The 19884-nt window shown below is 62.1% G+C and carries 20 protein-coding genes; 11 read left to right on the top strand and 9 right to left on the bottom strand.

Translation table 11 applies throughout. The annotated features are described in order from the left end of the window. Positions 1–375 (top strand): hypothetical protein, encoded by a 375-nt coding sequence (locus V5N47_RS09430; protein WP_338727098.1) that lies wholly within the window; start codon positions 1–3, stop codon positions 373–375. After that, a complete protein-coding gene (locus tag V5N47_RS09435) occupies positions 372–1751 on the top strand; it encodes a DUF402 domain-containing protein (RefSeq protein WP_338727099.1) in 1380 nt (459 codons plus the stop codon). The genes V5N47_RS09430 and V5N47_RS09435 overlap by 4 nt, the downstream gene beginning before the upstream one ends. On the opposite strand, the gene V5N47_RS09440 is transcribed toward V5N47_RS09435, so the two are convergent. Genes V5N47_RS09440 through V5N47_RS09450 form a run of 3 tightly spaced genes read right to left on the bottom strand, consistent with a single transcriptional unit; the run spans position 1748 to position 4465 of the window. After that, entirely contained in the window at positions 1748–3229 is a 1482-nt protein-coding gene (locus V5N47_RS09440) for a hypothetical protein (protein WP_338727100.1), read from the bottom strand. The two genes, V5N47_RS09435 and V5N47_RS09440, sit on opposite strands and share 4 nt — an antisense overlap. Positions 3230–3282: 53 nt before the next feature. Beyond that, a complete protein-coding gene (locus V5N47_RS09445) occupies positions 3283–3960 on the bottom strand; it encodes a TIGR00266 family protein (protein WP_338727101.1) in 678 nt (225 codons plus the stop codon). 55 nt (positions 3961–4015) lie between these two features. Continuing rightward, on the bottom strand, positions 4016–4465 hold the full coding sequence (locus V5N47_RS09450) for a universal stress protein (RefSeq protein ID WP_338727103.1): 450 nt from the start codon (positions 4463–4465) through the stop codon (positions 4016–4018). A 135-nt stretch (positions 4466–4600) separates the two neighbouring features. Between V5N47_RS09450 and uvrA the strand changes: the two genes are divergently transcribed. The 3 genes from uvrA to V5N47_RS09465 all read left to right on the top strand — a co-directional run bounded on the left by uvrA (position 4601) and on the right by V5N47_RS09465 (position 9849). Beyond that, a complete protein-coding gene (gene uvrA, locus V5N47_RS09455; RefSeq protein WP_338727105.1) occupies positions 4601–7549 on the top strand; it encodes an excinuclease ABC subunit UvrA in 2949 nt (982 codons plus the stop codon). Positions 7550–7591: 42 nt separating this feature from the next. Further along, entirely contained in the window at positions 7592–8587 is a 996-nt protein-coding gene (locus V5N47_RS09460; RefSeq protein WP_338727107.1) for a hypothetical protein, read from the top strand. 170 nt (positions 8588–8757) lie between these two features. Beyond that, the gene (locus V5N47_RS09465) at positions 8758–9849 is read left to right on the top strand and encodes a geranylgeranyl reductase family protein (protein ID WP_338727109.1); all 1092 of its coding nucleotides are present in this window, start codon (positions 8758–8760) and stop codon (positions 9847–9849) included. Positions 9850–9857: 8 nt separating this feature from the next. Here V5N47_RS09465 and V5N47_RS09470 read toward each other — a convergent pair whose 3' ends face one another. Together V5N47_RS09470 and V5N47_RS09475 are read right to left on the bottom strand one after the other, a co-directional pair. Next, a complete protein-coding gene (locus tag V5N47_RS09470) occupies positions 9858–10934 on the bottom strand; it encodes an aminomethyltransferase family protein (RefSeq protein ID WP_338727110.1) in 1077 nt (358 codons plus the stop codon). Between the two features lie 39 nt (positions 10935–10973). After that, positions 10974–11270: a DUF6432 family protein gene (locus V5N47_RS09475; protein ID WP_338727112.1), complete on the bottom strand. Its 297-nt coding sequence runs from the start codon at positions 11268–11270 to the stop codon at positions 10974–10976. Between the two features lie 157 nt (positions 11271–11427). Here V5N47_RS09475 and V5N47_RS09480 point away from each other — a divergent pair, with 157 nt between their 5' ends. Further along, positions 11428–12165: a hypothetical protein gene (locus V5N47_RS09480; RefSeq protein ID WP_338727114.1), complete on the top strand. Its 738-nt coding sequence runs from the start codon at positions 11428–11430 to the stop codon at positions 12163–12165. A 25-nt stretch (positions 12166–12190) separates the two neighbouring features. Continuing rightward, positions 12191–12574 carry a DUF5611 family protein gene (locus V5N47_RS09485; protein WP_338727116.1) on the top strand — a complete coding sequence of 128 codons (384 nt, stop codon included), beginning with the start codon at positions 12191–12193 and terminating at the stop codon, positions 12572–12574. Positions 12575–12776: 202 nt separating this feature from the next. Here the strand turns inward: V5N47_RS09485 and sepF are convergent, their stop codons facing one another. Further along, positions 12777–13136 (bottom strand): cell division protein SepF, encoded by a 360-nt coding sequence (gene sepF / locus V5N47_RS09490; RefSeq protein ID WP_338727118.1) that lies wholly within the window; start codon positions 13134–13136, stop codon positions 12777–12779. A 136-nt stretch (positions 13137–13272) separates the two neighbouring features. On the opposite strand from sepF, the gene V5N47_RS09495 reads away from it, so the two are divergent. Beyond that, a complete protein-coding gene (locus tag V5N47_RS09495; protein ID WP_338727119.1) occupies positions 13273–14448 on the top strand; it encodes a S8 family peptidase in 1176 nt (391 codons plus the stop codon). 15 nt (positions 14449–14463) lie between these two features. On the opposite strand, the gene V5N47_RS09500 is transcribed toward V5N47_RS09495, so the two are convergent. Beyond that, positions 14464–14943 (bottom strand): RNA-binding protein, encoded by a 480-nt coding sequence (locus V5N47_RS09500; protein ID WP_338727120.1) that lies wholly within the window; start codon positions 14941–14943, stop codon positions 14464–14466. A gap of 92 nt (positions 14944–15035) precedes the next feature. Here V5N47_RS09500 and V5N47_RS09505 point away from each other — a divergent pair, with 92 nt between their 5' ends. The 3 genes from V5N47_RS09505 to V5N47_RS09515 all read left to right on the top strand — a co-directional run bounded on the left by V5N47_RS09505 (position 15036) and on the right by V5N47_RS09515 (position 18403). After that, on the top strand, positions 15036–15332 hold the full coding sequence (locus tag V5N47_RS09505; RefSeq protein WP_338727121.1) for a hypothetical protein: 297 nt from the start codon (positions 15036–15038) through the stop codon (positions 15330–15332). A 57-nt stretch (positions 15333–15389) separates the two neighbouring features. Continuing rightward, entirely contained in the window at positions 15390–16694 is a 1305-nt protein-coding gene (locus V5N47_RS09510; RefSeq protein ID WP_338727122.1) for a ribonuclease R family protein, read from the top strand. A 68-nt stretch (positions 16695–16762) separates the two neighbouring features. Then, a complete protein-coding gene (locus V5N47_RS09515; protein WP_338727123.1) occupies positions 16763–18403 on the top strand; it encodes an AMP-binding protein in 1641 nt (546 codons plus the stop codon). Here the strand turns inward: V5N47_RS09515 and V5N47_RS09520 are convergent, their stop codons facing one another. Together V5N47_RS09520 and V5N47_RS09525 are read right to left on the bottom strand one after the other, a co-directional pair. Further along, positions 18404–19138, bottom strand: coding sequence for an ABC transporter ATP-binding protein (locus V5N47_RS09520; protein ID WP_338727125.1), 735 nt, complete (start codon positions 19136–19138; stop codon positions 18404–18406). Then, a complete protein-coding gene (locus V5N47_RS09525; RefSeq protein WP_338727127.1) occupies positions 19135–19884 on the bottom strand; it encodes an ABC transporter ATP-binding protein in 750 nt (249 codons plus the stop codon). The genes V5N47_RS09520 and V5N47_RS09525 overlap by 4 nt, the downstream gene beginning before the upstream one ends.

The raw sequence follows: 19884 nt of genomic DNA on the forward strand, positions 1-19884 counted from the left end.
ATGCACTTTGACCAGCGAACGCAGACGGCGCTTCGTGATGCTGGCCTCTCGCTCTCCGACCTGAAGACTGTCTCTCAGGCCATCGTCGAGACGACACAGGCAGACGCAGACCGCCTGCGTGCCTTCTTCGAGGGCCACGACACCGTCTACTCGGATATGGACCTCGCCCACAGTCGCGCGACGTTCCCCGAACACACCGTTTCCTACTGCGACCTGTTCACCCACGGGGCGGACATCCGTGGCTATCTCCGCTTTGATTCGTGGGGCGTCCCGGTCGAAGGCGGACGCGTCCTCTCCGACGACGTGGTCGAACTGAAACTCGGCGCGACGGTCCACGACCGCGTTCGCTTTGCCACCTCGCGCGACGCGCTATGAACGTTCGCGTCCGCGGCATCTACACGACCGCCACCACCCACCTGCTCCACGAGGCGGGCCACGACGTGGTCCTCGCCTCAGAACCCATCCAGAACCGGTTCGACGAATCGTTCCCCGAGGCAGAGTACGACGCGACCGTCGAGACCACTGCCGACCGACAGGGCGTTTCGGTCATCGGCACCGACGACGCCGTCTCCGTCCTCCACGACCTGCTCTCGATTGGCATCGACACGTTCTCGTGGGACGACCCGGCTCCGCGTGGAGCCATCTGCAACGCCGTCGTGATGGAGACGAAAAACAGCGGCGCAATCGTCGACTTGGGCGAGTGCGACGGCTTTCTCCCCTACTCGAAAGTTGACGACCGCGTCGAAGAAGGCGACGCGCTCCGCGTACAGGTGCGCGACCCCGCCGCGCCGTGGGGCGACGACCGGCCGGTCGTTGACACGCGACTCAGAGTGATGGGCGGTCTCGTTACGCTTGTCCGCGGGAGCCAACCCTCCGGCACGCGCCCGATGGCCCTCGGCGACCTCTTGCCGACCGACCCGCCGGAGGGCTGGTACGTAAACTGGAGTCGAGGCGCAGACGACGCCGGCCTTGACGCCCTCGACGACGCACTTTCGGGTGCGGTCGAGCAGGCAACCGCCATCGAACAGGCCCTTTCGTCGGCTTCCGAACCCGAAGCCGACGCCCCCGTGATGCTCTCCGCGGGCGATGCGACGCGCTGGGTCTGGTTCGGCCGCGAGTCTCGCTTCGCGCTCGACGACCACCGCCGCGCCGTGACGACGACGATGCCCGGCCACCACCGGACGAAGGCCGCAGACCGCCGGGCAAGCGCCGCCGTTGACTTCGCAGAGGCAATCTGCGACCCGAGCGGCGGCTTCCCCTTCGCCGCCGTCACCCGCCAGTTCGGCCCGATGACGGGCGACCGGCTGGCGATTGGCCACGGCAAACCAGAGGGCCGCCTCATCACGCTCGGGTCGGGCAAGGTCACCGACCGCGACGTGGACAAACAGCGTATCACCCTCACCCGCGAGATGTCGCCCGGTGGCTCCTACGACGCCTTAGACGTGCCCCGGCGCGCTGGAGACGTGGCGGTCACAAAGTTCACCGAGGGCAAGTGGTGGTATCCAACCGTCTACAAAAGCCAAGACGGCGAGCGTCGAGGCACCTACGTCAACATCTGTACGCCGGTCGAACTCTTCCCCGACAGCGTCCGCTACGTAGACTTGCACGTTGACGTCATCAAACACGCGGACGGAACGGTCGAGCGCGTCGATGACGACGAACTCGATGCGGCGGTCGAGGCGGGTCACATCTCTCCCGAACTTGCGGAAAAAGCGCGCCGCGTCGCGACCGCCATCGAAAACGCGCTTTAATCGGACTGTTCTTTTCGGCGCAGGGAGCGCCACGCGCCGAGGCCGACCCCGGCAAGCGCTGTGGGGACGCCAAAGCCCGGCCCGGTGGTCTCAGTGGTCGTCTCCTGCGTGGTCGTGGTTGGCTCCGCTGTCGTGGTTTGGGTCGTCGTTTGCGTGGCCGTCGTCTGCGTCGCCGTCTGCGTCTGCGTGGGGGTTTCTGTCTCCGTCAACGACGGCGGATTTGCTTGCTCGCCTGCGTGGTCGGGGAAGGTGTACAGCGCCGCGCCACTGGCACCACTGGCGCTCGGATTCTCGTGGCTAGTCGCGACGAAGAACTCACCGGAGACGGCGAGTTGTGCCGTCCAGAAACTCGTCTCGTCGGGCGCGCGCCACCACGCGAGCTCCTCGGGATTGGCCGGGTCTGCGATGTCGTGAATCTTCACGCCGCCTTGATACCACGAGGTGTAGAGGCGGTCGCCCGCGATGCCGAAGTTGTGCGACGTGGTCCACGTGCCTTGGAAGGTGGCGTCTGCGGTTTCCGGTGGGTCAATCATCACGAGCGACTCCGGGGCGGTTTTATCGGAGATGTCGAACAGCTCGATGCCGCTTGGCCCACCAGAATCGTCAGAGGCGTCTACGTCCCACGACTCGCCGCCAACGCCCATGACCGTCGCGTCGTCGTTGACGGTAACGTAGTGGTCGTTGCCCGGCGGCTCGAACACCCGCTGGCTGAGTTGGTCGTCGGTGAGTTGGGCGAGTTCGTCCGGGTCGGGCGTCCGCACGTTGCCCAGATATTCGGGATTCGCGGGGTCTGTACAATTGACAATCCACGTGCCTGCATCCCAGAAGACGAGATACGCGATGGCGTCTTTGACGAAAAGGTCGTGGAGCGTCCAGACGCTGGTGTTGATGTCTGCCCAGCGCTCGTCGTGGTCTGCAATCGACCAGCGGCCGACTTCCTCTGGTTCGCCACTGATATCGACGATGACGAGTTCGTTTTCTCGCCTGTCGATGTCGGCGTGTTCGTTGTCGCCGAGGTAGGCGGTGTCGCCTTCGAGATAGACGTTGTGGTGGAAGAAGTTCGTCTCGTAGACGGCGCGTTGGGTCGGATTCGCCGGGTCTGAAACATCGTAGATGACGAGCGCGTTGATATTTTGTCTCGCCGTGGGATTTGCTGGCCCGGCGACGAGGAGGGTGTCACCGTCTACTTTTACGTCGTAGATGCCGCGAAGCGGGCCGCCCTCAACGTCGCTCAGCAATCCGCGTTCTTCTGCGAGTATCGTCGGATTTGCGGGGCTACTCACATCGACGGTTGCAAAGCCGTCGGTCAGGGCGACGTAGGCGGTTTCGCCGTCGGCGCTCACAACCACTTCTTTCACACGGGGGAGGTCAAGGCGAGCGATTGGTGCGTAACCGGATTCCTGCGCAGTGCCGATATGACTGAAAAGAGGGAGGGTGGCGCCTGCGGCTGCAGCCTGGAGGACCTGTCTGCGGCGCATGCCCCATGTAAACCCGTTGCACATATGGCAGTTTTGGTCAGGCCACTTGCGGTTCAGTTGCTGTTGTTGGTGGGCAACTGCGGGATGAGCCACGAGAGGAAGGCGTCTTCACTCCGGGTCTGCATCCAGATGCGTCCGGGGCCGGTGAACGTCACGACGAGGCCTTCGCCGCTCAGGAGCGTGGACTTGAGGCCGCCGACTTTGTTCACCGTGAAGTTTGTCGTCTCCTCGAACGCGACGACGTGGCCGGTGTCAACGATGTATTTCTCGCCAGCTTCCAAGTCGACTTCCTGAATCGCGCCGTAGCTCGACAGGAAGGTTTCGCCCGTCCCGGTGAGTTTAAGCAAGAACAATCCTTCGCCGCCGAAGAACGTCCGGCCGCCACCGAACTTCGTGTCGATATCGATGCTCGGATCTGCGGCGAGAAACGACCCTGATTGGACGTAGAGCGTCTCGTCTTCGATGTCGTGGTTCACCACGTCGCCGGGAAGCGGCGGGGCAAGCGTGACGTGCCCGTCTGCGTTCGCAGTGAACGTGTTCATGAAGAAGCTCTCGCCGCCGAGGACAGAGCGTTTCAGCGACCCGAGAATCCCGCCGTTCGCAGAAGTCTTGATTTCAACGCCGTCTGTGTAGCTGACCATCGAACCCGCTTCGGTGACGATTGCCTCGCCTGCGTCGAGGTGGACGGTCACGAGGGCGAACGACGGTCGGTGGTCGATTTCGTGGTGCATTACACCTACCTGTTAGTTGGCCTCCACTAAGGAGATTTGCCCGGCCTGTTCCGAATCAGTCTCTCCGGACGTACGTCACCGGACACGACGCAGCGAAGAGCACTTCCTGTGCCGTCGAGCCAAACACCGCTTTGCCCGTCGGGGAGCGCTTTCGCCCGCCGATGACGACGCGGTCTGCATCGACCTGCTCTGCGAGGGTGACGATTGCGTCGCCGTGATTTCCGACTGTGCCTTCGATTTCGTATGATACCCCAGCGTCGTCAAAGTGCGCTGCGAGGTCTCGAATCGTCGTGTGGCGTCGGGCGACTTCACCGGGCTCCGCACGAGATTGTGGGGTGTAATCGAGTTGGTCTAACACCGACTCGAACTCATCTTCGGTGAACACGTGGCCAAGCACGACGGTTGCTCCAGTCGGCTTCGCCACTTCGATAACTGTCTGTGCAAGTCGGCTCACGCTGTTCGCATCGCGGGGGCCAACCGCGAGTAACATGGTATCGAGTGCCATACTCGGCTGGTTGTTTCGTGACCGGCTAAAACGTACGGCCATCAATGAGCGACTCCTTTTCTATCCCGCCCGCGTGGCACCGTCTCACACCCTAACCGACAGCGTTTCACGCCTCCCGTCCATACGCAGGCGTAGATGAGCAAGGACTACATCGAGGTTCGGGGGGCCAACGAGCACAACCTGAAAGACCTCGACGTCCGCGTACCACGCGAGACGTTCACCGTCGTCACCGGATTGTCGGGGTCGGGGAAGTCGTCGCTCGCCTTCGATACCATCTACGCCGAAGGTCAACGGCGCTACATCGAGAGTCTGAGCGCCTACGCCCGCAACTTCCTCGGGCAGATGGACAAACCACAAGTCGAGAGCGTCGAGGGGTTGTCCCCGGCCATCTCCATCGACCAGAAAAACGGGGCAAACAACCCCCGTTCGACGGTTGGGACGGTGACCGAACTCCACGACTACCTGCGCCTGCTGTACGCCCGCGTCGGGATTCCCCACTGCCCCGAGTGCGGGAGAGAAGTCGGCGAACAGAGCGCCCAGAACATGGTGCGCCGGATTCTCGAATTGCCGGACGGGACGAAAGCGAAAATCGCCGCACCGGTCGTTCGCGACCAGAAAGGCGCGTTCGCAGACCTGTTCTCTGACCTCGTGAGCGACGGCTACTCGCGCGTCGAAGTCGACGGCGAGGAGTACGACCTCACCGTCGAAAAGCCGACGCTTGATGAGAACTTTCGCCACACCGTCGACGTCATCGTCGACCGCGTGAAAATCGCCGAAAAGGCGCGCTCGCGCATCACCGACAGCGTCGAAACCGCGCTTCGGGAAGCCGAGGGCGTCATCAAGGTCATTCTGCCGAACCCGCCAGAGGGCGTTCGCCTCGGTTCTGAAACTCGCTCGACCGGGTCACTCGGTGCGGATGCGGAAAACGACGGCCGCCTCGTCGTTGAGTTCTCAGAAGACCTTGCGTGTACCCACTGTGGCATCGACCTGAGCGAAGTCGAGACGCGGAGTTTCTCCTTCAACAGCCCGTACGGGGCGTGTCCCGAGTGTTCCGGGCTTGGCGAGACGAAGGAAATCGACGAAGCCCTCGTGATTCAGGACGCGAGCCAACCGCTCAAGCACGTGTTCGAGCCGTGGAGCTACAACCGGAACTACTACCGCCGCCAGCTCGACTCGATGGCAGACCACTACGACGTCTCGCTCGACACGCCGTTCGAGGAACTCGATGAGGAAGTGAGACAGGGATTCCTCTACGGCACCCGCGAGGACGTGCTGTTCGAGTGGAAAACCAAAAACGGCATTCGCCGCAAGAAACAGCCGTTCGAGGGCGTCATCCCGAACCTCGAACGCCGCCATGTCGAAACCGACAGCAAGCGCGCCCGTGAGCACATCGAGAAGTTCATGTCCGTCACGACGTGCCCTGCGTGTAACGGCTCGCGGCTGAAGCCAGAATCGCGCGCGGTGCTCGTTTCGGGCACGTCACTTCCCGAGGTCAACCGCATGAGCATCGGTGATGCGCTCTCGTACTTCGAAGGGCTCGAAGACACGCTCACCGACCGCGAGCGAACCATCGCCACGGAGATTCTCAAAGAGATTCGCGCCCGCCTCGGGTTCATGTGCGAAGTCGGGCTCGAATACCTCACGCTCGACCGCGAGGCCGCGACTCTCTCGGGCGGGGAGAGCCAACGGATTCGTCTCGCCACGCAAATCGGCTCCGGCCTCGTTGGCGTGCTCTACGTGCTCGACGAACCCTCGATTGGGCTACACCAGCGCGACAACGACCGCCTGCTCAACACGCTCTGTGAACTCCGCGACATCGGGAACACGCTCATCGTCGTCGAACACGACGAGGAGACGATGCGCCGGGCGGATAACATCATCGACATGGGGCCCGGTCCCGGCAAGCGCGGCGGCGAAGTCGTCTTCCAAGGAACCTACGACGAAATCCTCGACGCCGACACCATCACCGCGGAGTATCTCTCCGGCGGAAAGGCGATTCCCGTGCCCGCAGAGCGCCGTGAACCGGACGAGACGATCACCGTCCGTGGTGCGCGCCAGCACAACCTCAAGAACCTCGACGTGGACATCCCGCTGGGGTGTTTCACGGCTGTGACTGGCGTCTCCGGCTCCGGGAAATCGACGCTGATGCACGAGATTCTCTACAAGAGCCTCGCGCGGACGATGAACAACAACACGAGCGTCGACCCCGGCGACCACGACTCCATCGACGGTCTCGACGCCATCGAGACGGTGCGCCTCATCGACCAGAGTCCGATCGGCCGCACGCCGCGGTCGAACCCGGCGACCTACACCGGCGTGTTCGACTACATCCGTGACCTGTTTGCCCGGACGAAACTCGCCCGCCAGCGCGGCTACGAGAAGGGGCGCTTCTCGTTCAACGTGAAAGGCGGGCGCTGTGAGGAGTGTGGCGGGCAGGGAACGGTCAAAATCGAGATGAACTTTCTCTCAGACGTGTACGTCCCGTGTGAGGAGTGTGGCGGCGACCGCTACAACGACGAGACCCTCGACGTAGCGTACAAGGGCAAGACCATCGCCGACGTGCTCGATATGAGTATCGAGGAGGCCCTCGAATTCTTCGAGGCAGACACACGCATCAAGCGCCGCCTGCAACTGCTCTCGGACGTCGGTCTCGACTACATGCGTCTCGGACAGCCCTCGACCACGCTCTCCGGCGGGGAGGCCCAGCGCGTCAAACTCGCCGAGGAACTCGGCAAGAAACAGACTGGCGAGACGCTCTATCTCTTAGACGAGCCGACGACCGGCCTTCATTCAGAAGACGAACGTAAACTCATCGAGGTACTCCAGCGACTCGTGGACAACGGCAACAGCGTGGTCGTCGTGGAACACGAACTCGATCTCGTGAAAAATGCAGACCACATCATCGACCTCGGACCGGAAGGCGGCGAGAAGGGTGGGCAAATCGTCGCCCGCGGCACGCCAGAGGAGGTCGCGAGAAACGACGACTCTCACACTGGCCGCTATCTGCGTGATTTGCTCCCCGACATCGAACTCGACGGCCCGCGCGCAGACCGCGTAGCTCCGGCGTTGACGACCGACGACTAAGCGGGTCATATCTCTTTCTGCGCTGATCGCGTACCATTCAGTATGACCTCCATTTACGCGCCGCTCCGCGAGGTGTTCGTGGTGGCTACTGGCCGGGGTGACGACTGGCAAACCGCCGAACGTCTCGACGGCCATTCGCTCGAATGCGTCGCCGTCTCACCGGCTGCGCCCGACCGCGTGTTCGTCGGGACGTTTGATTCCGGGCTTCAGCGCAGTCTTGATGCGGGCGATACGTGGGAACAGGTTGGCGAGGATGTCACCGACGGTGCGGTGATGTCAGCGCGCGTGAGTCCACATGGCCCGGATACCGTCTACGTCGGCACCGAACCGAGCGCCGTCTATCGCTCGACCGATGGTGGCGACTCGTGGACGTCGCTCTCGCCGCTCACCGACCTCCCTTCGGCTGACGAGTGGTACTTCCCTCCGCGTCCTTCGACCCACCACGTCCGGTGGATTGAGGTTGACCCGGCAGACTCAGACCGCCTCTACGTCGGCATCGAAGCCGGGGCGTTCGTCTACTCCGAAGACGGCGGCGAGTCGTGGCACGAACGGCCCTCCGGCTCGCGCTACGACAACCACTCGCTGGCCGTCCATCCGGACGCACCCGGTCGCGTCTACGCGGCGGCTGGTGACGGCTACGCAGAGTCGAGAGACGGCGGAAAGTCGTGGAATCACCTGCAGGATGGCTTGAACCACCGCTACTGTTGGAGCGTTGTGCCCGACCCGGGTGACCCGGACACGGTGATTCTCAGCGCGGCCGCTGGGCCGTATTCGGCGCACAACCCGTCGTCTGCTGAGTCCTTCGTCTATCGACGCGAGGGCGGTGCGTGGGAGCGATGCGGAGCCGACCTCGGAGAAGGAGACGGACTGGTTCGCGCCGAACTGGCGACGGTCGGCAAACCGGGCGTTATCTACGCGTTCTCGAATCTCGGCATCTCCCGCTCATCGGATGCGGGACAGTCGTGGCAGTCGCTTTCGATACCGTGGAGCGGCCGCTATACGGGGCTGACGCCACGCGGATTCGCGGTCGTCGAATAGGGCAAACAGCCGGCACAGCCTGCTCACGAAGCCGGATGCCGGACACCCGCGGCGGCTTCGTGGCTGTCCTCAGTACATGGCCCTGCTGGCCGCGCTTTCACTGATAAGTGCTCGCACGAAACATGCAGAGGCCGGGAAGTATATACTGGCGGAAAAGTTAGGCGAAGGCAATGTACGACTTCGTCGTCGTCGGTGCAGGGCCGGCCGGGTCGCGGTTCGCACGCCGCACCGCCGAGGCCGGACGCGACGTGCTCGTGCTCGAACGCGGCGAGGTGGGCAAACCACTCGCTTGTTCGGGGCACGTCAGCACCGACCTCTGGGAGTTCACGCCGCCGGGCGCGCGAGAGCAACTCCTCCAGAACGAAATCTCGGGCGCGCGATTCCACACGGGCGGCCCCGGCAGCGACGCCCATCTCTTCTACAAACACGAGGTCATCTCGAACGTTATCGACCGCGTCGGCCTGGACAAAATTCTCGCAGATACGGCTCGCGACGAGGGTGCCGACCTGCGCGAGAATCACAGCGTCACCTCAGTGAGGGAACGCCGCGACCACGTTGAGGTTGTGGCCCAAACGCCGGACGGAACCGAAACCTTCGAGGGAAAAATCGTCGTCGGCTGTGATGGCCCCGTCTCGCGGGTACGCCGCGAGTGTGGCCTTCCCGAACCAAACGAGAAACTGCAGGGCGTGCTTGCCTTCTCCGAGGAAGACGACCCCGGCGAGTACGTGGACGTGCACCTGACGGCACCATCCTTCTTCGCGTGGCGCATCCCGCGCGGTGAGGCGGGTGTCGAATACGGCCTCGCCGCGCCTCCGGGCTCGGAGCCAACCGCTCGTGAGCTATTCGACGAGTTCGTTTCCGGCTACGACGTGGAAACCTCGCACTTCTGTGCGGGCATGATTCCGATTGGCCCGCCAAAGCGCGTGACCGGCCGTCGGAGTTTGCTGATTGGCGACGCCGCTGCCCAGACGAAACCGTTCACCGGCGGTGGAATTGTGTATGGCATGACGGCCGCAGACCACGCCGCGGCGACGGTTGACCCCAACGACCCGGGAACGCTCGGCGACTACGAACGAGCGTGGCGCGACGATTTACGCACAGAAATTCGTCTCGGTGCGTGGATTCGCAAAGCGTACTCACTCCCAACGCCGGTGCAGAATGCGGGACTCGGGACGCTCGCGGGCGAGATTGGCGTCCACATGGACAAGCCAACGACGCTCGCCTCGCGCGAGCAGTTGAAGGCGCTGTTGTCGCGAAAATAGGCCGCGGATTAGTCGAGGTAGGATGGGAGTCGCGCAGAGCGTTGACTGCCTTCGACGAACGGAAGCGATTCGATTGTGCCAGTTGTCTCTCCCACGGCCACGTCAGTTTCTGTCACGCCGTATTCGACATAGGCAAGCGCGAGTGGTTCGTCGCGGGAAGGACTGTGGAGGGCGCGGGTCACAGTTCCAACCGCCTCACCATCAACGGAGACTGTGGCCTCCGCTTCGGGACGTTCCTCACAGACGATTCCGACGAGGCGGCGGCTTGGCTGGCCGCGGTTTTCGACTCGGGAGACGACCTCTTGGCCGACGAAACAGCCCTTCTCGAAGTTGAGCGCGTTGCGGATGCCCGCGACGTTCGGAATCTGGCCGTCGAGTTCGGTTTCAAAGAGTGGCGTCCCGGCTTCGAGGGTGAGTGAGTCCCACGTCTCGTAACCGAATGGACTGGCCGCCATGCCGAAATACAAGAGCGCGTCGAGGACTTCTCTTGCTTTGTCGGCAGTACAGACAACTTCGTAGCCCTCCTCGCCGGTGGGGCCGTCCGTCGCAATTACGGTGACGCCCGCCTCGCCCATCGAGCCACGGTCGAACGAGAGCGGGCCTTCGGGTGCGCCGGGGCCGGTGAGCACGCTTGCGATTTTTTCGGTGGCTTTCGGGCCGTGGACGCCGAACACGGCGAAGTCGTCGGTGGCGACACTGATGTCCACGTCTTGGATGAAGGTTTTACCCTGCCAGTCGTCTGCGAGCGCTTGTGCGTGGTCAGGCGGCGTGAACAGCAAAAGGCGCTCGCCCGCGTTGTAGACGTACATGTCCAGCTCGACGCGGCCCTGTGGGTCGAGAAGCAGTGAATAGACACCCTGTCCGTCGTCGGCCGGGACGGAGTTCGAGATGGCGTTGTCCACGAACTCGACGCGGTCGTCGCCGGAGACGAGAACGACGCCGTAGCCCATCTCGATGACGCCAACGACGTTTCGGACGGCTTTGTGCGCCTGAGCGGGTCGCCCGTAGTGGCGGACGACGCGACGGCCGCCGCGCTCATAGAACGTTGCGCCGTGGTCTTCGTGGAACCCCTCGACGACAGTCATGGCTGGTGGTATTTGCTGGCCGGGAATAAACCTCGCCCTCTACGGCGAGAACTTCCCGAGAATTCGGTCTATCAGTGACGGTTCGTCTTCTGCCTCGCCCGGTTCTGGAACGACCCTGTCGTCTGGGAGGATGACGGTGCGAGTCCCTTCGTCGGTCACCTCGATGAGCCCGGCGTCTTTCAGGCTTGCCAGTGCGCCTTCGAGTTCATCGATGGAAATGTCGGCGTGTGCTCTGAGTTCGAATACGGTCAGCCCCTCGCCTTTTCTGTCGACCAAGGCGTCGAGCACCGCAACCTCCGTCGCGTCGCGGTTCCGATACTCACGCTTTGCCCTCATACGCCACTGTATGTCGGGATACATCTTACCCTTGTCCCCCATCTGTCAGCTTGCTTGTTGTTTCGCGCCCCGTTCGAGGTGGAAATTTCGCGAAAAGCGGCCTCCGCGAGTACAGGAAACAGTACTCTTATACTCGCACGTGGGGATGCAATTGCCAATGAGTCTCAAGTGTTCGCTCCTCGGCCACCGGTACGGGGAACTGGAAGTCGAACGGGAGCGAGAGGAGCGCGGGAGCGAAGTCGTGGTGACGGTGCGCGAAGTCGAGGTGTGTGACCGTTGTGGAAACACACAAATTCGCTCTGAAGCCAAAGAGGTCACGACGATGGAGACGGGCACACAGGAGCCAGCGCCCGAATCTGAGCCAGAACCACCTCACGACGACGCGGCCGTAGTCACAGAACCCGACGACGCCGAGGTCGAACCGGCCGACGACACTGACGAAGCCGACCAACTGCCTGCTGAGCCTGCGGACGAAGACGTCGAGATTATCGACGAGCACGAAGCCGCAGACGTGGGCCACGACACGGCCCCGAACTTAGCGGAGGTAGAACAGTACGAGGAACTGGACGACTTAGACCCCGAACAAGACGACGGCATCATCCTCACCGACGACGAAGACGAGGTGCCACAGCGCAACCCCGGTGAGTGGCCGGACGAGCCAGAGCGCGTTGACCCGAAAGACACGAGTTGGGTGCGAAACGGCGACGGCGAGGGCGACGATGCTGCGGCTGACCTCGAAGCGCCTGCGCCAGCCACAGGGCCGGGCGAAGGCCACTTCCACTGCCCGAAGTGCAACTTCGAGACCGAGGTGCGCGAATCACCACTGCGCGAAGGCGACATCTGCCCGTCGTGCAAACAGGGGTATCTCGACCGGGTTGCGACGCGAAAAGAGTAAAACCTGGCTACACAAACAGCAGTCCATGAAGGAGTATAAGATGCGCCGTGGTGAGACGCTCGAAGAGCGAATCCCCGACATGAAAGCGACCGTCGAAGACTACTTTGGTCCAATCACGGGGACGGAAGATTTCAAGGGGAGCGACCTCTTCGTCGTTGGCGAACCCAAGAACCCAGTGTTCACGCGCATCATTGCCGGTGCTGTCAAATACAGCGGCAAAAAGGACAAACTCGCTGTCCACTTCGAAGAGCGAGAGGCAAAAGAGATCCTCGATAAAGGCCTCGCAGACCACGCTGCAGACGCCGTGAGCGCGAAAAATGATTTCCTGCTCGAAGCCACGGGTCGCGACGCAAAGAGCCGCCGAAAGTCGATGAAGCGCGAAGTCGAAGACGACTCACCCGACTTCTAACCCCGCCGATTTCGATTTCGATTTTTCGGACAGTCAGCAAATAATACCTAGATTTATCGTCGCATGGTACGTAGTAACATACTGGCCTTCAGTGAGTGCTACTATGGTGGGAGTCAATAGCACAGAGTGAGGCCGCGCTGTCTGTCATGGCCTTTCATATTCCCGGGCACGTTTTGCCCGCGGTGAGAAAAATCGAGCGCGCTTAGCGGCCGCCGAGTTTCTGGCGGCTGATAGAGACGCCGGTTGGCGTGAGGATGAGCTGGTCGTCGTCTTTCTGGACGATGTCGCCACCGACTTCCTGGGCGACCTGCTGGAGTTCGTCGCTGATGCGTTGCATCGTGCGGTCTTCGGTCGCGTGACGCGTGATGTCTGCGATGACCAGGTCGCCGTCATAGATTGCGTCTTTGATGGCGATAACGTCCTGTTGATTGCCGATTTTGGCGATGTGGACGCGCATCTTCGCGTCGCCAGCCGCGGCCTCGAAGTCATCTATGTTGAGCTCTAGGTAGTCGTCGGTCCGTCGTGACCCACGCTCACCCAGCAGCTTGTTCATAAATCCCATAGAACACACACCGACTCCTTCGAGTATAGGCTTTACGTCAGACGTGGTCTGCTTGACAACATGCAGCCGGGTCGCTGTGCCATGCCAACACGGGCCAAGTTTTAAATACTGCGGCTCGGTCGTAAATATTGCACACATGCGTGACGTAAATTTAACACGACGTAACTTGCTGAAAACCTCTGCTGTTGGTGCGGTTGGCACACTTTTCGTTGGCAGTGCGGCAGCCGAGAAGCCGCCTCGACGCATCGTCGGGACGAGTTCTCCGGGTGCGAGCGCCGACGCGCGCGGGCAGGCCCACACCGTCCACCGCACGCTCGACTTTGGCGCACACGGGCAGGCAGTCGCCGGTCGCTTTTCAGACCAAGCCATCGCGCAACTCAGTGCGCGCGCTGATGTTCGCTACGTCGAAGACGACATCACGATGCATGCCGTGGACAAACCGGGCGATGGCGTCACCACACAGGCCCAGACCCAACCGTGGGGTGTAGACCGCGTCGACGCCGACGTTGCCCACGCAAACGGCTCCACCGGAAGCGGCGCAGACCTCGCAATTATCGACACGGGCATCGACTCAGACCACCCCGACCTCGCCGCGAATCTCGGCGCGGGCCAAGCGTTCACGAAGGCGAAGGGCAACTACGCCTACGACTGGGACGACGACAACGACCACGGCACCCACTGTGCCGGTATCGCCGCCGGTATCGACAACGCAGAAGGCGTCGTCGGCGTCGCCCCAGACGCGACGCTCCACGCCGTCAAAGTCCTCGACAAGCGCGGTAGCGGCTACCTCTCGGATGTCGCCGCGGGTATCGAGTGGACCGCAGACCAGGGCTACGACGTTGGCTCGATGAGCCTCGGCGCGAGCAGTGGTGCACAAACGCTCAAAGACGCCTGCCAGTACGCCGTCGATAACGGGGTCTTCCTCGTCGGCGCGGCCGGGAACAGCGGGCCGTGTACGGACTGCGTTGGCTACCCCGGTGCCTACTCGACGGTCATGGCCGTCTCCTCGACCGACTCCGCTGACAACCTCTCCGGGTTCTCCTCACAAGGGCCAGAAGTCGACATTGCCGCCCCCGGCACCGACATCTACTCCTCGGTTGTCGGCGGCTACGACACCTTCTCGGGCACGTCGATGGCCACACCGCACGTCGCCGGTGCGGCCGCTCAACTCATGGCGAGCGGGAGTTCGAACACGCAGACGCGCTCTTCGCTCGCAAGTTCAGCAGAAGACATCGGTCTCGGCGAAAACGAGTCCGGCGCAGGCCTCCTCGACGTGGCCGCAGCGCTCGGCCTCGACTCGTCGGATAACTAAAACCAAACCGCTCTGTTAGGCGGTAAAGTTGTACAACTCGTCGCCGACGAAGTGGATGGATTTGACGACTTTCCCCGAGTCACCGACCATGTCGGAGCCCGCGGTGAGCGCCGTGCCGATGGCGAGCACTTTGCCGTGGGTTTCCTCTGCGATGGCGACCACGTCGCCTTCTTCGATGGAGTCGTCGGCTTCGACGATGCCCGGGCGCATCACGTCTGCGCCGTCTGAGACGAACGAAACGGCTCCGGCGTCCACCGTCACGACGTTGCGCTCTGGTGGGTAGTCGTTCGCGCCGCGAACTGTGAGAAACGGCGTGTCGTCGAGGCGGCCAACCGTCGCCGCACCGTCGACGAGGATGAGCTCGAACTCAGAGTCTTTGAACTCGACGAGTTCGAAACTATTTGCATCGAGGGAAACGCCGAGTCCGTCGGAAAGCGCTTCTGTCACGGCTTTCACCTCGTCACTGCGAAGGTGATGGCGAGATTTGACTTCCATATCGGAGACTGTCACCGCCGGACATTAAATCGTCCGTCCGCAGATTTGTGACCGCAACAACAGCTAAATATTCCCGAATCAAATCCCCGCTCATGTGGGGTTCCCGGAAGTCCCGGGCCAGCATGGTTGTCACCTGTACCGCGTGTGGCAAAACTGTCCTTCGCAAAGAGGCGCGCGAATACGACAAGTACGGCAACCGCTGGGAGCGCGATGGCAAACAGTTCGAACACCTCTGTAAGCAGTGTGACACAGCCCTCTGTCACCAGCCCCGCGGCGGGCTTGAATCGCTGCTCACAGAGTGTGGTGCAGGCGAGGTCTCACAAGCTGAGTTCCTCACTCGCTACACCCAGACCGTCAGAGACCGGTACGAATCGCTCGGTGAGCGCTGACCGCCGCCCGCTTTTCGGGTCGATACGTCTTTCTGTCCGACATCCGTAGCCCCGGGTATGACTGACGACGCCCAGGCCTACGCCGGGACGGCCGAGGGACAAGGTCCCGTCGAAATCGACGAAGACCTCGCCCGACACCTCGCGAACAAACGCGAGGAACTCTTCGAGAAGTTCGAGATTCGCGATGCCTTCCCGCCGGAAGTCATGGCCGAAGCAGAAGAACGCACGACTGACGTGCAAGAAGAAATCCACGCCGAGGTGGACAACCGCGCCGACCTCCGGGACATGCCGACGTGGACCATCGACCCAGTGGACGCCCAAGACTTCGACGACGCCATCAGCATCGAGGAGGGCGAAGAGGAGTACACGCTGTGGGTGCACATCGCCGACGTGACCCACTACGTCCACCCCGAATCCAAGATGTGGGAGGAGGCGGTCAAACGCGGAAACACGGTGTACCTGCCGGCGTACACCATCCACATGCTCCCACCGATGCTCGCAGAGACGGTTTGCTCGCTCGTCCCGAACGAAGAGCGCCTCGCACACACCGTCGAGATGCACATCAGCAAGGAGACGCTCTCCTACGAGACCATCGACATCTACAAATCCGTCATCGAATCCGACGAGCGCCTGACTTACTCACAGGCAGAAAAGCGCCTTGACGAACCGGACTCCGACCTCCACGACGAGATTTCGCTCGTCTTCGAACTCGCAAACCAACTCCACGAACAGCGCAAAGAAGACGGTTCGCTCGTCCTCAATCCGAGCCGCGACCGCGCCCACACCATCATCGAGGAGTGCATGCTGAAGGCGAATAAGGCCGTCACGCATGAACTCATGTGGGGGCGTGGCGTCGAGGCGATGTACCGCGTCCACCCCCAGCCAACGCCCGACGAATGGGACAAAGCCTTACAGGAAATTCAAGACCTCGATGGCGTCAAAATCCCCGGCAGCACGTGGGAGGACCCGCGCAAGGCCGTGAACGCGACCATCGAAAACGCCCCCGGTCGCCAGCTCAACAAGATTCAGTGGGCCGTGATGAAGGTGATGCCGCGAGCCAAATACATGAACGACCCGTTCGGCGGCCACCACGCGCTCAACTTCGAGATTTACGGCCACTTCACGAGCCCCATCCGGCGGCTCTCAGACCTCATCAACCACTGGATTGTCTACCAAAACGACGTGCCAGAAAACCTCATTGAACTCTGTGACCGCGCCTCCGACCGCCAGAAGGCCGCAGAAACCTGTGAGCGCCACTATAAGCAGTTCTTAGAAGAAGTCGGCTTAGACCCCTACGCGGTCAACAGCCGTGGACTCGAAGTCATCGAAGACGACGACGCGGACGAGCCAACAGACGAGTAACCTCTACTTTCTCGCGCTTTCACATGTGAACCTCCGGTTAGTAGACGTTGCCAGCCGTAGGTCACGCCATGGCTTGGCACGTCACCGTTCCAACTGAGAGCTACGACACTGCGCGCGACCAGTTCGAATGGAATCTTCCGGACGACTACAACCTCGCCCACGACCTCGTGAGAAAACACGAAGCTGGAGACGCCCCGGCACTGTATCAGGCGTATCCGGACGGGCGACGCGAGACCTACTCGTTTGCCGACCTCGACCGACTCTCGAACCAACTCGCAAACGGCCTCGAAGCCCGCGGCGTCGAACGTGGCGACCGGGTCGCGGTTCTCGTCCCACAGAAACCCGAAAATCTGCTCACGCATCTCGCCTGCTGGAAACTCGGCGCGATTTCGCTTCCGCTCTCGAAGCTGTTCGGCCCGGACGCCGTCGGCTACCGCCTCCGCGACAGCGAAGCGAACGCAATCGTCGTCGACGAGAGCGTGCGCGATGTGGTGGCGGAGATTCGTGACGACTGTCCCGAACTCGACCACGTCATCGAAGTCGATGGTGCAGCAGACAGCCCCGAAACCCGGTTCGAGGACGTGCTCTCCGGTCAGCCAGACACCTTCGACATCGTCTCCACCACCGCCGAGACACCCGCCCTCATCATTTACACGAGCGGTTCGACTGGCCCGCCAAAGGGCGCACTCCACGGTCACGGCGTCTGGGTGGGTCACTGCCCGGCGTTCCAGATGTTCTTCGAGTTAGACCTCGACGACGCTGTCTGTTGGACGCCCGCAGACTGGGCGTGGATTGGTGCGCTCGGTGACCTCGTCTTCCCGGCGTGGCACTACGGCCGCCCCGTCGTTGGCTACCCGATGGGCAAGTTCGATTCCGAGACGGCCTTTTCGCTCATGGAAGAATTTGGCGTCACCGACTCCTTCCTGCCGCCGACCGCCATCCGCATGTTGATGGACGTCGAGTCGCCCACCGAACAGTACGACCTTTCGCTTGCCGCCATCTGCTCGGGTGGCGAACCGCTCACGCCAGAAATCCTCGATTGGGCCGACGCCGAACTTGACGGCGTCGCCGTAAACGAACTCTACGGCCAGACCGAGGCGAACCTGCTCGTCACGAACTGCCGCAAGTGGTTCGACGCGCTCCCCGGGAGCATGGGGAAACCCGTCCCCGGCCACGACGTAGCCATCGTCGACCCCGACACGGGCGAGGAGTGCGCTGCCGGTGAAATCGGTGAAATCGCTGTCCGCACCGAGGGTGACCCCGTCGTGTTCAAAGAGTACTGGAACAACCCCGAGAAAACCGCAAACGCCCGCGTCGGCCCGTGGCACCTCACTGGCGACCTCGGCAAGCGGGACGCCGACGGCTACATTTGGTTCAAATCGCGCGACGACGACCTCATCATGACGAGCGGCTACCGCGTCGGGCCGGGCGAAGTCGAGAGCGCCATCTTAGAACATCCAGCCGTCGCACAGGTCGGCGTCGTGGGCGTGCCGGACGACCGCCGGGGTGAACTCATCAAGGCGTTCGTGCAAGTGGCCGCGGACGTCGACGCCGACGATGCGCTCAAAACAGAGATTCAAACGCTCGTCAAGGAGAACTTGGCAAAGTACGAGTACCCGCGCGAAATCGAGTTTGTGGACACCCTTCCACAGACGACGACGGGGAAAATCCAGCGAAAAGACCTGCGTGAATCAGAGCTTCCGAACTGACTACTCCTGTCCGCTTCCCTGCATCAGTTCCTGAATCGCCGGTTTCTTTTTGAGTTCGTGTGGGTCGCCCGAATCGACCACCTCGCCGCGTTCGATGACGACGATGCGGTCTACGATGTCTGGAACGTGTGTGACGTTCGACTCGGCGATGAGTACGGCGATGCCCTGTTCGTTGATGGCGTTGATGTGGGTTTTCAGGTTCTCGACGACCACCGGGGCCAGCCCTTCGAGGGGCTCGTCAAGAATGAGCAAGTCCGGCTTGAGCGCGAGTGCGCGGCCAATCGCGGCCATCTTCGCCTGCCCGCCCGAGAGATTCTCGACGTTCGCGTTCGAGCGCTCTTCGAGTTCGGGAAGTACGTCGTAGACTTCCTCGATGACGGCGTCTTCGTCGTTGATTCCGCGCGCCTTTCCGGCCGTCCAGATGGGAAGGCGAAGGTTCTCCTCGACGGTCATCCCGGTAAACAGTTTGCGGTCTTCTGGTTGGTAGCCAATCCCACGTTTCGGGATGAGTTCGGCACGAAGCGTAGTGAGTTCCTCGCCCGCAAACCGTACTGACCCGCTCTGGAGGTCGGTGAGGCCCATGATGCCGCGGAAGGTGGAGCTCTTGCCCGCACCGTTGCGGCCAACGAGGCCAACTGCCTCGCCCTTGTTCACCTCGAAGGAGACGTCGTGGGTCACCTGAAAGCCCTCGACTTCGGCATTTACGTTTTTCACCGACAGTAGCGAGTCGCTCATTTCTCCACCCCCAACAGCAGGCGACGGAGTTCGTCGTCGGTTTCGAGAATCGACGGGTCGCCTTGTCCGTGGATGGCGCCCTGATGGAGCGCGACGACGCGGTCTGCGTAGCCCTTCACGATGTCCATGTCGTGTTCGATTGTCACCGTCGTCACGCCCTCTTCTTTGCTCACGCTTGCGATGGTCTCGATGACGTACTCTTTCTCGCTGGTCGAAACTCCGGCAGTGGGTTCGTCGAGCAGAAGGTAGTCGGGTTCGAGGCCGAAGGACATGCACACGTCGAGCAGTTTGCGCGTGCCGTGGGGCAACTCTGCGGCGACGAGGTCTGCGTGCTCGTCGAGGCCGAACTTGGTGAGCAAGTCATCGACTTTCCCTTCGACTGCGGCGTGTTCGTCGCGGAGGCTGAACATGCTCATCAGTTTTTCCTCTTTCGAGAGCACCGCCGTCCGCACGTTCTCCCGGACGGTCATCTCGTCGAACACCTGGACGACTTGGAAACTGCGGACGAGTCCAGCGTGGACGCGGTCTTCGGGGGCCATCCCAGTGATGTCTTCGCCGTCCATGACGACGCTCCCCGAATCCGGGGAGAGCAGGCCGGTCAAGAGGTTCACGAGCGTGGTTTTCCCCGCGCCGTTCGGCCCGACGATGAACACGATTTCGCCGTCGTGTCGGCCGAATTCGACGGACACGTCGTTGGTCGCTACGAGACTGCCGAACTGCTTTCTCAAGGTTTTGGCTTCTAGCAT

This window comes from Haladaptatus sp. DJG-WS-42 (assembly GCF_037198285.1).
In the GTDB taxonomy this organism is placed as follows: domain Archaea; phylum Halobacteriota; class Halobacteria; order Halobacteriales; family Halococcaceae; genus QDMS2.

Excerpts from the sequence above, each read along its gene's own strand:
- V5N47_RS09430 (WP_338727098.1), top strand. The coding sequence starts at position 1 with ATGCACTTTGACCAGCGAACGCAGACGGCGCTTCGTGATGCTGGCCTC.
- V5N47_RS09435 (WP_338727099.1), top strand. The coding sequence starts at position 372 with ATGAACGTTCGCGTCCGCGGCATCTACACGACCGCCACCACCCACCTG.
- V5N47_RS09440 (WP_338727100.1), bottom strand. The coding sequence starts at position 3,229 with ATGCGCCGCAGACAGGTCCTCCAGGCTGCAGCCGCAGGCGCCACCCTC.
- V5N47_RS09445 (WP_338727101.1), bottom strand. The coding sequence starts at position 3,960 with ATGCACCACGAAATCGACCACCGACCGTCGTTCGCCCTCGTGACCGTC.
- V5N47_RS09450 (WP_338727103.1), bottom strand. The coding sequence starts at position 4,465 with ATGGCACTCGATACCATGTTACTCGCGGTTGGCCCCCGCGATGCGAAC.
- uvrA (WP_338727105.1), top strand. The coding sequence starts at position 4,601 with ATGAGCAAGGACTACATCGAGGTTCGGGGGGCCAACGAGCACAACCTG.
- V5N47_RS09460 (WP_338727107.1), top strand. The coding sequence starts at position 7,592 with ATGACCTCCATTTACGCGCCGCTCCGCGAGGTGTTCGTGGTGGCTACT.
- V5N47_RS09465 (WP_338727109.1), top strand. The coding sequence starts at position 8,758 with ATGTACGACTTCGTCGTCGTCGGTGCAGGGCCGGCCGGGTCGCGGTTC.
- V5N47_RS09470 (WP_338727110.1), bottom strand. The coding sequence starts at position 10,934 with ATGACTGTCGTCGAGGGGTTCCACGAAGACCACGGCGCAACGTTCTAT.
- V5N47_RS09475 (WP_338727112.1), bottom strand. The coding sequence starts at position 11,270 with ATGAGGGCAAAGCGTGAGTATCGGAACCGCGACGCGACGGAGGTTGCG.
- V5N47_RS09480 (WP_338727114.1), top strand. The coding sequence starts at position 11,428 with ATGAGTCTCAAGTGTTCGCTCCTCGGCCACCGGTACGGGGAACTGGAA.
- V5N47_RS09485 (WP_338727116.1), top strand. The coding sequence starts at position 12,191 with ATGAAGGAGTATAAGATGCGCCGTGGTGAGACGCTCGAAGAGCGAATC.
- sepF (WP_338727118.1), bottom strand. The coding sequence starts at position 13,136 with ATGGGATTTATGAACAAGCTGCTGGGTGAGCGTGGGTCACGACGGACC.
- V5N47_RS09495 (WP_338727119.1), top strand. The coding sequence starts at position 13,273 with ATGCGTGACGTAAATTTAACACGACGTAACTTGCTGAAAACCTCTGCT.
- V5N47_RS09500 (WP_338727120.1), bottom strand. The coding sequence starts at position 14,943 with ATGGAAGTCAAATCTCGCCATCACCTTCGCAGTGACGAGGTGAAAGCC.
- V5N47_RS09505 (WP_338727121.1), top strand. The coding sequence starts at position 15,036 with ATGTGGGGTTCCCGGAAGTCCCGGGCCAGCATGGTTGTCACCTGTACC.
- V5N47_RS09510 (WP_338727122.1), top strand. The coding sequence starts at position 15,390 with ATGACTGACGACGCCCAGGCCTACGCCGGGACGGCCGAGGGACAAGGT.
- V5N47_RS09515 (WP_338727123.1), top strand. The coding sequence starts at position 16,763 with ATGGCTTGGCACGTCACCGTTCCAACTGAGAGCTACGACACTGCGCGC.
- V5N47_RS09520 (WP_338727125.1), bottom strand. The coding sequence starts at position 19,138 with ATGAGCGACTCGCTACTGTCGGTGAAAAACGTAAATGCCGAAGTCGAG.
- V5N47_RS09525 (WP_338727127.1), bottom strand. The coding sequence starts at position 19,884 with ATGCTAGAAGCCAAAACCTTGAGAAAGCAGTTCGGCAGTCTCGTAGCG.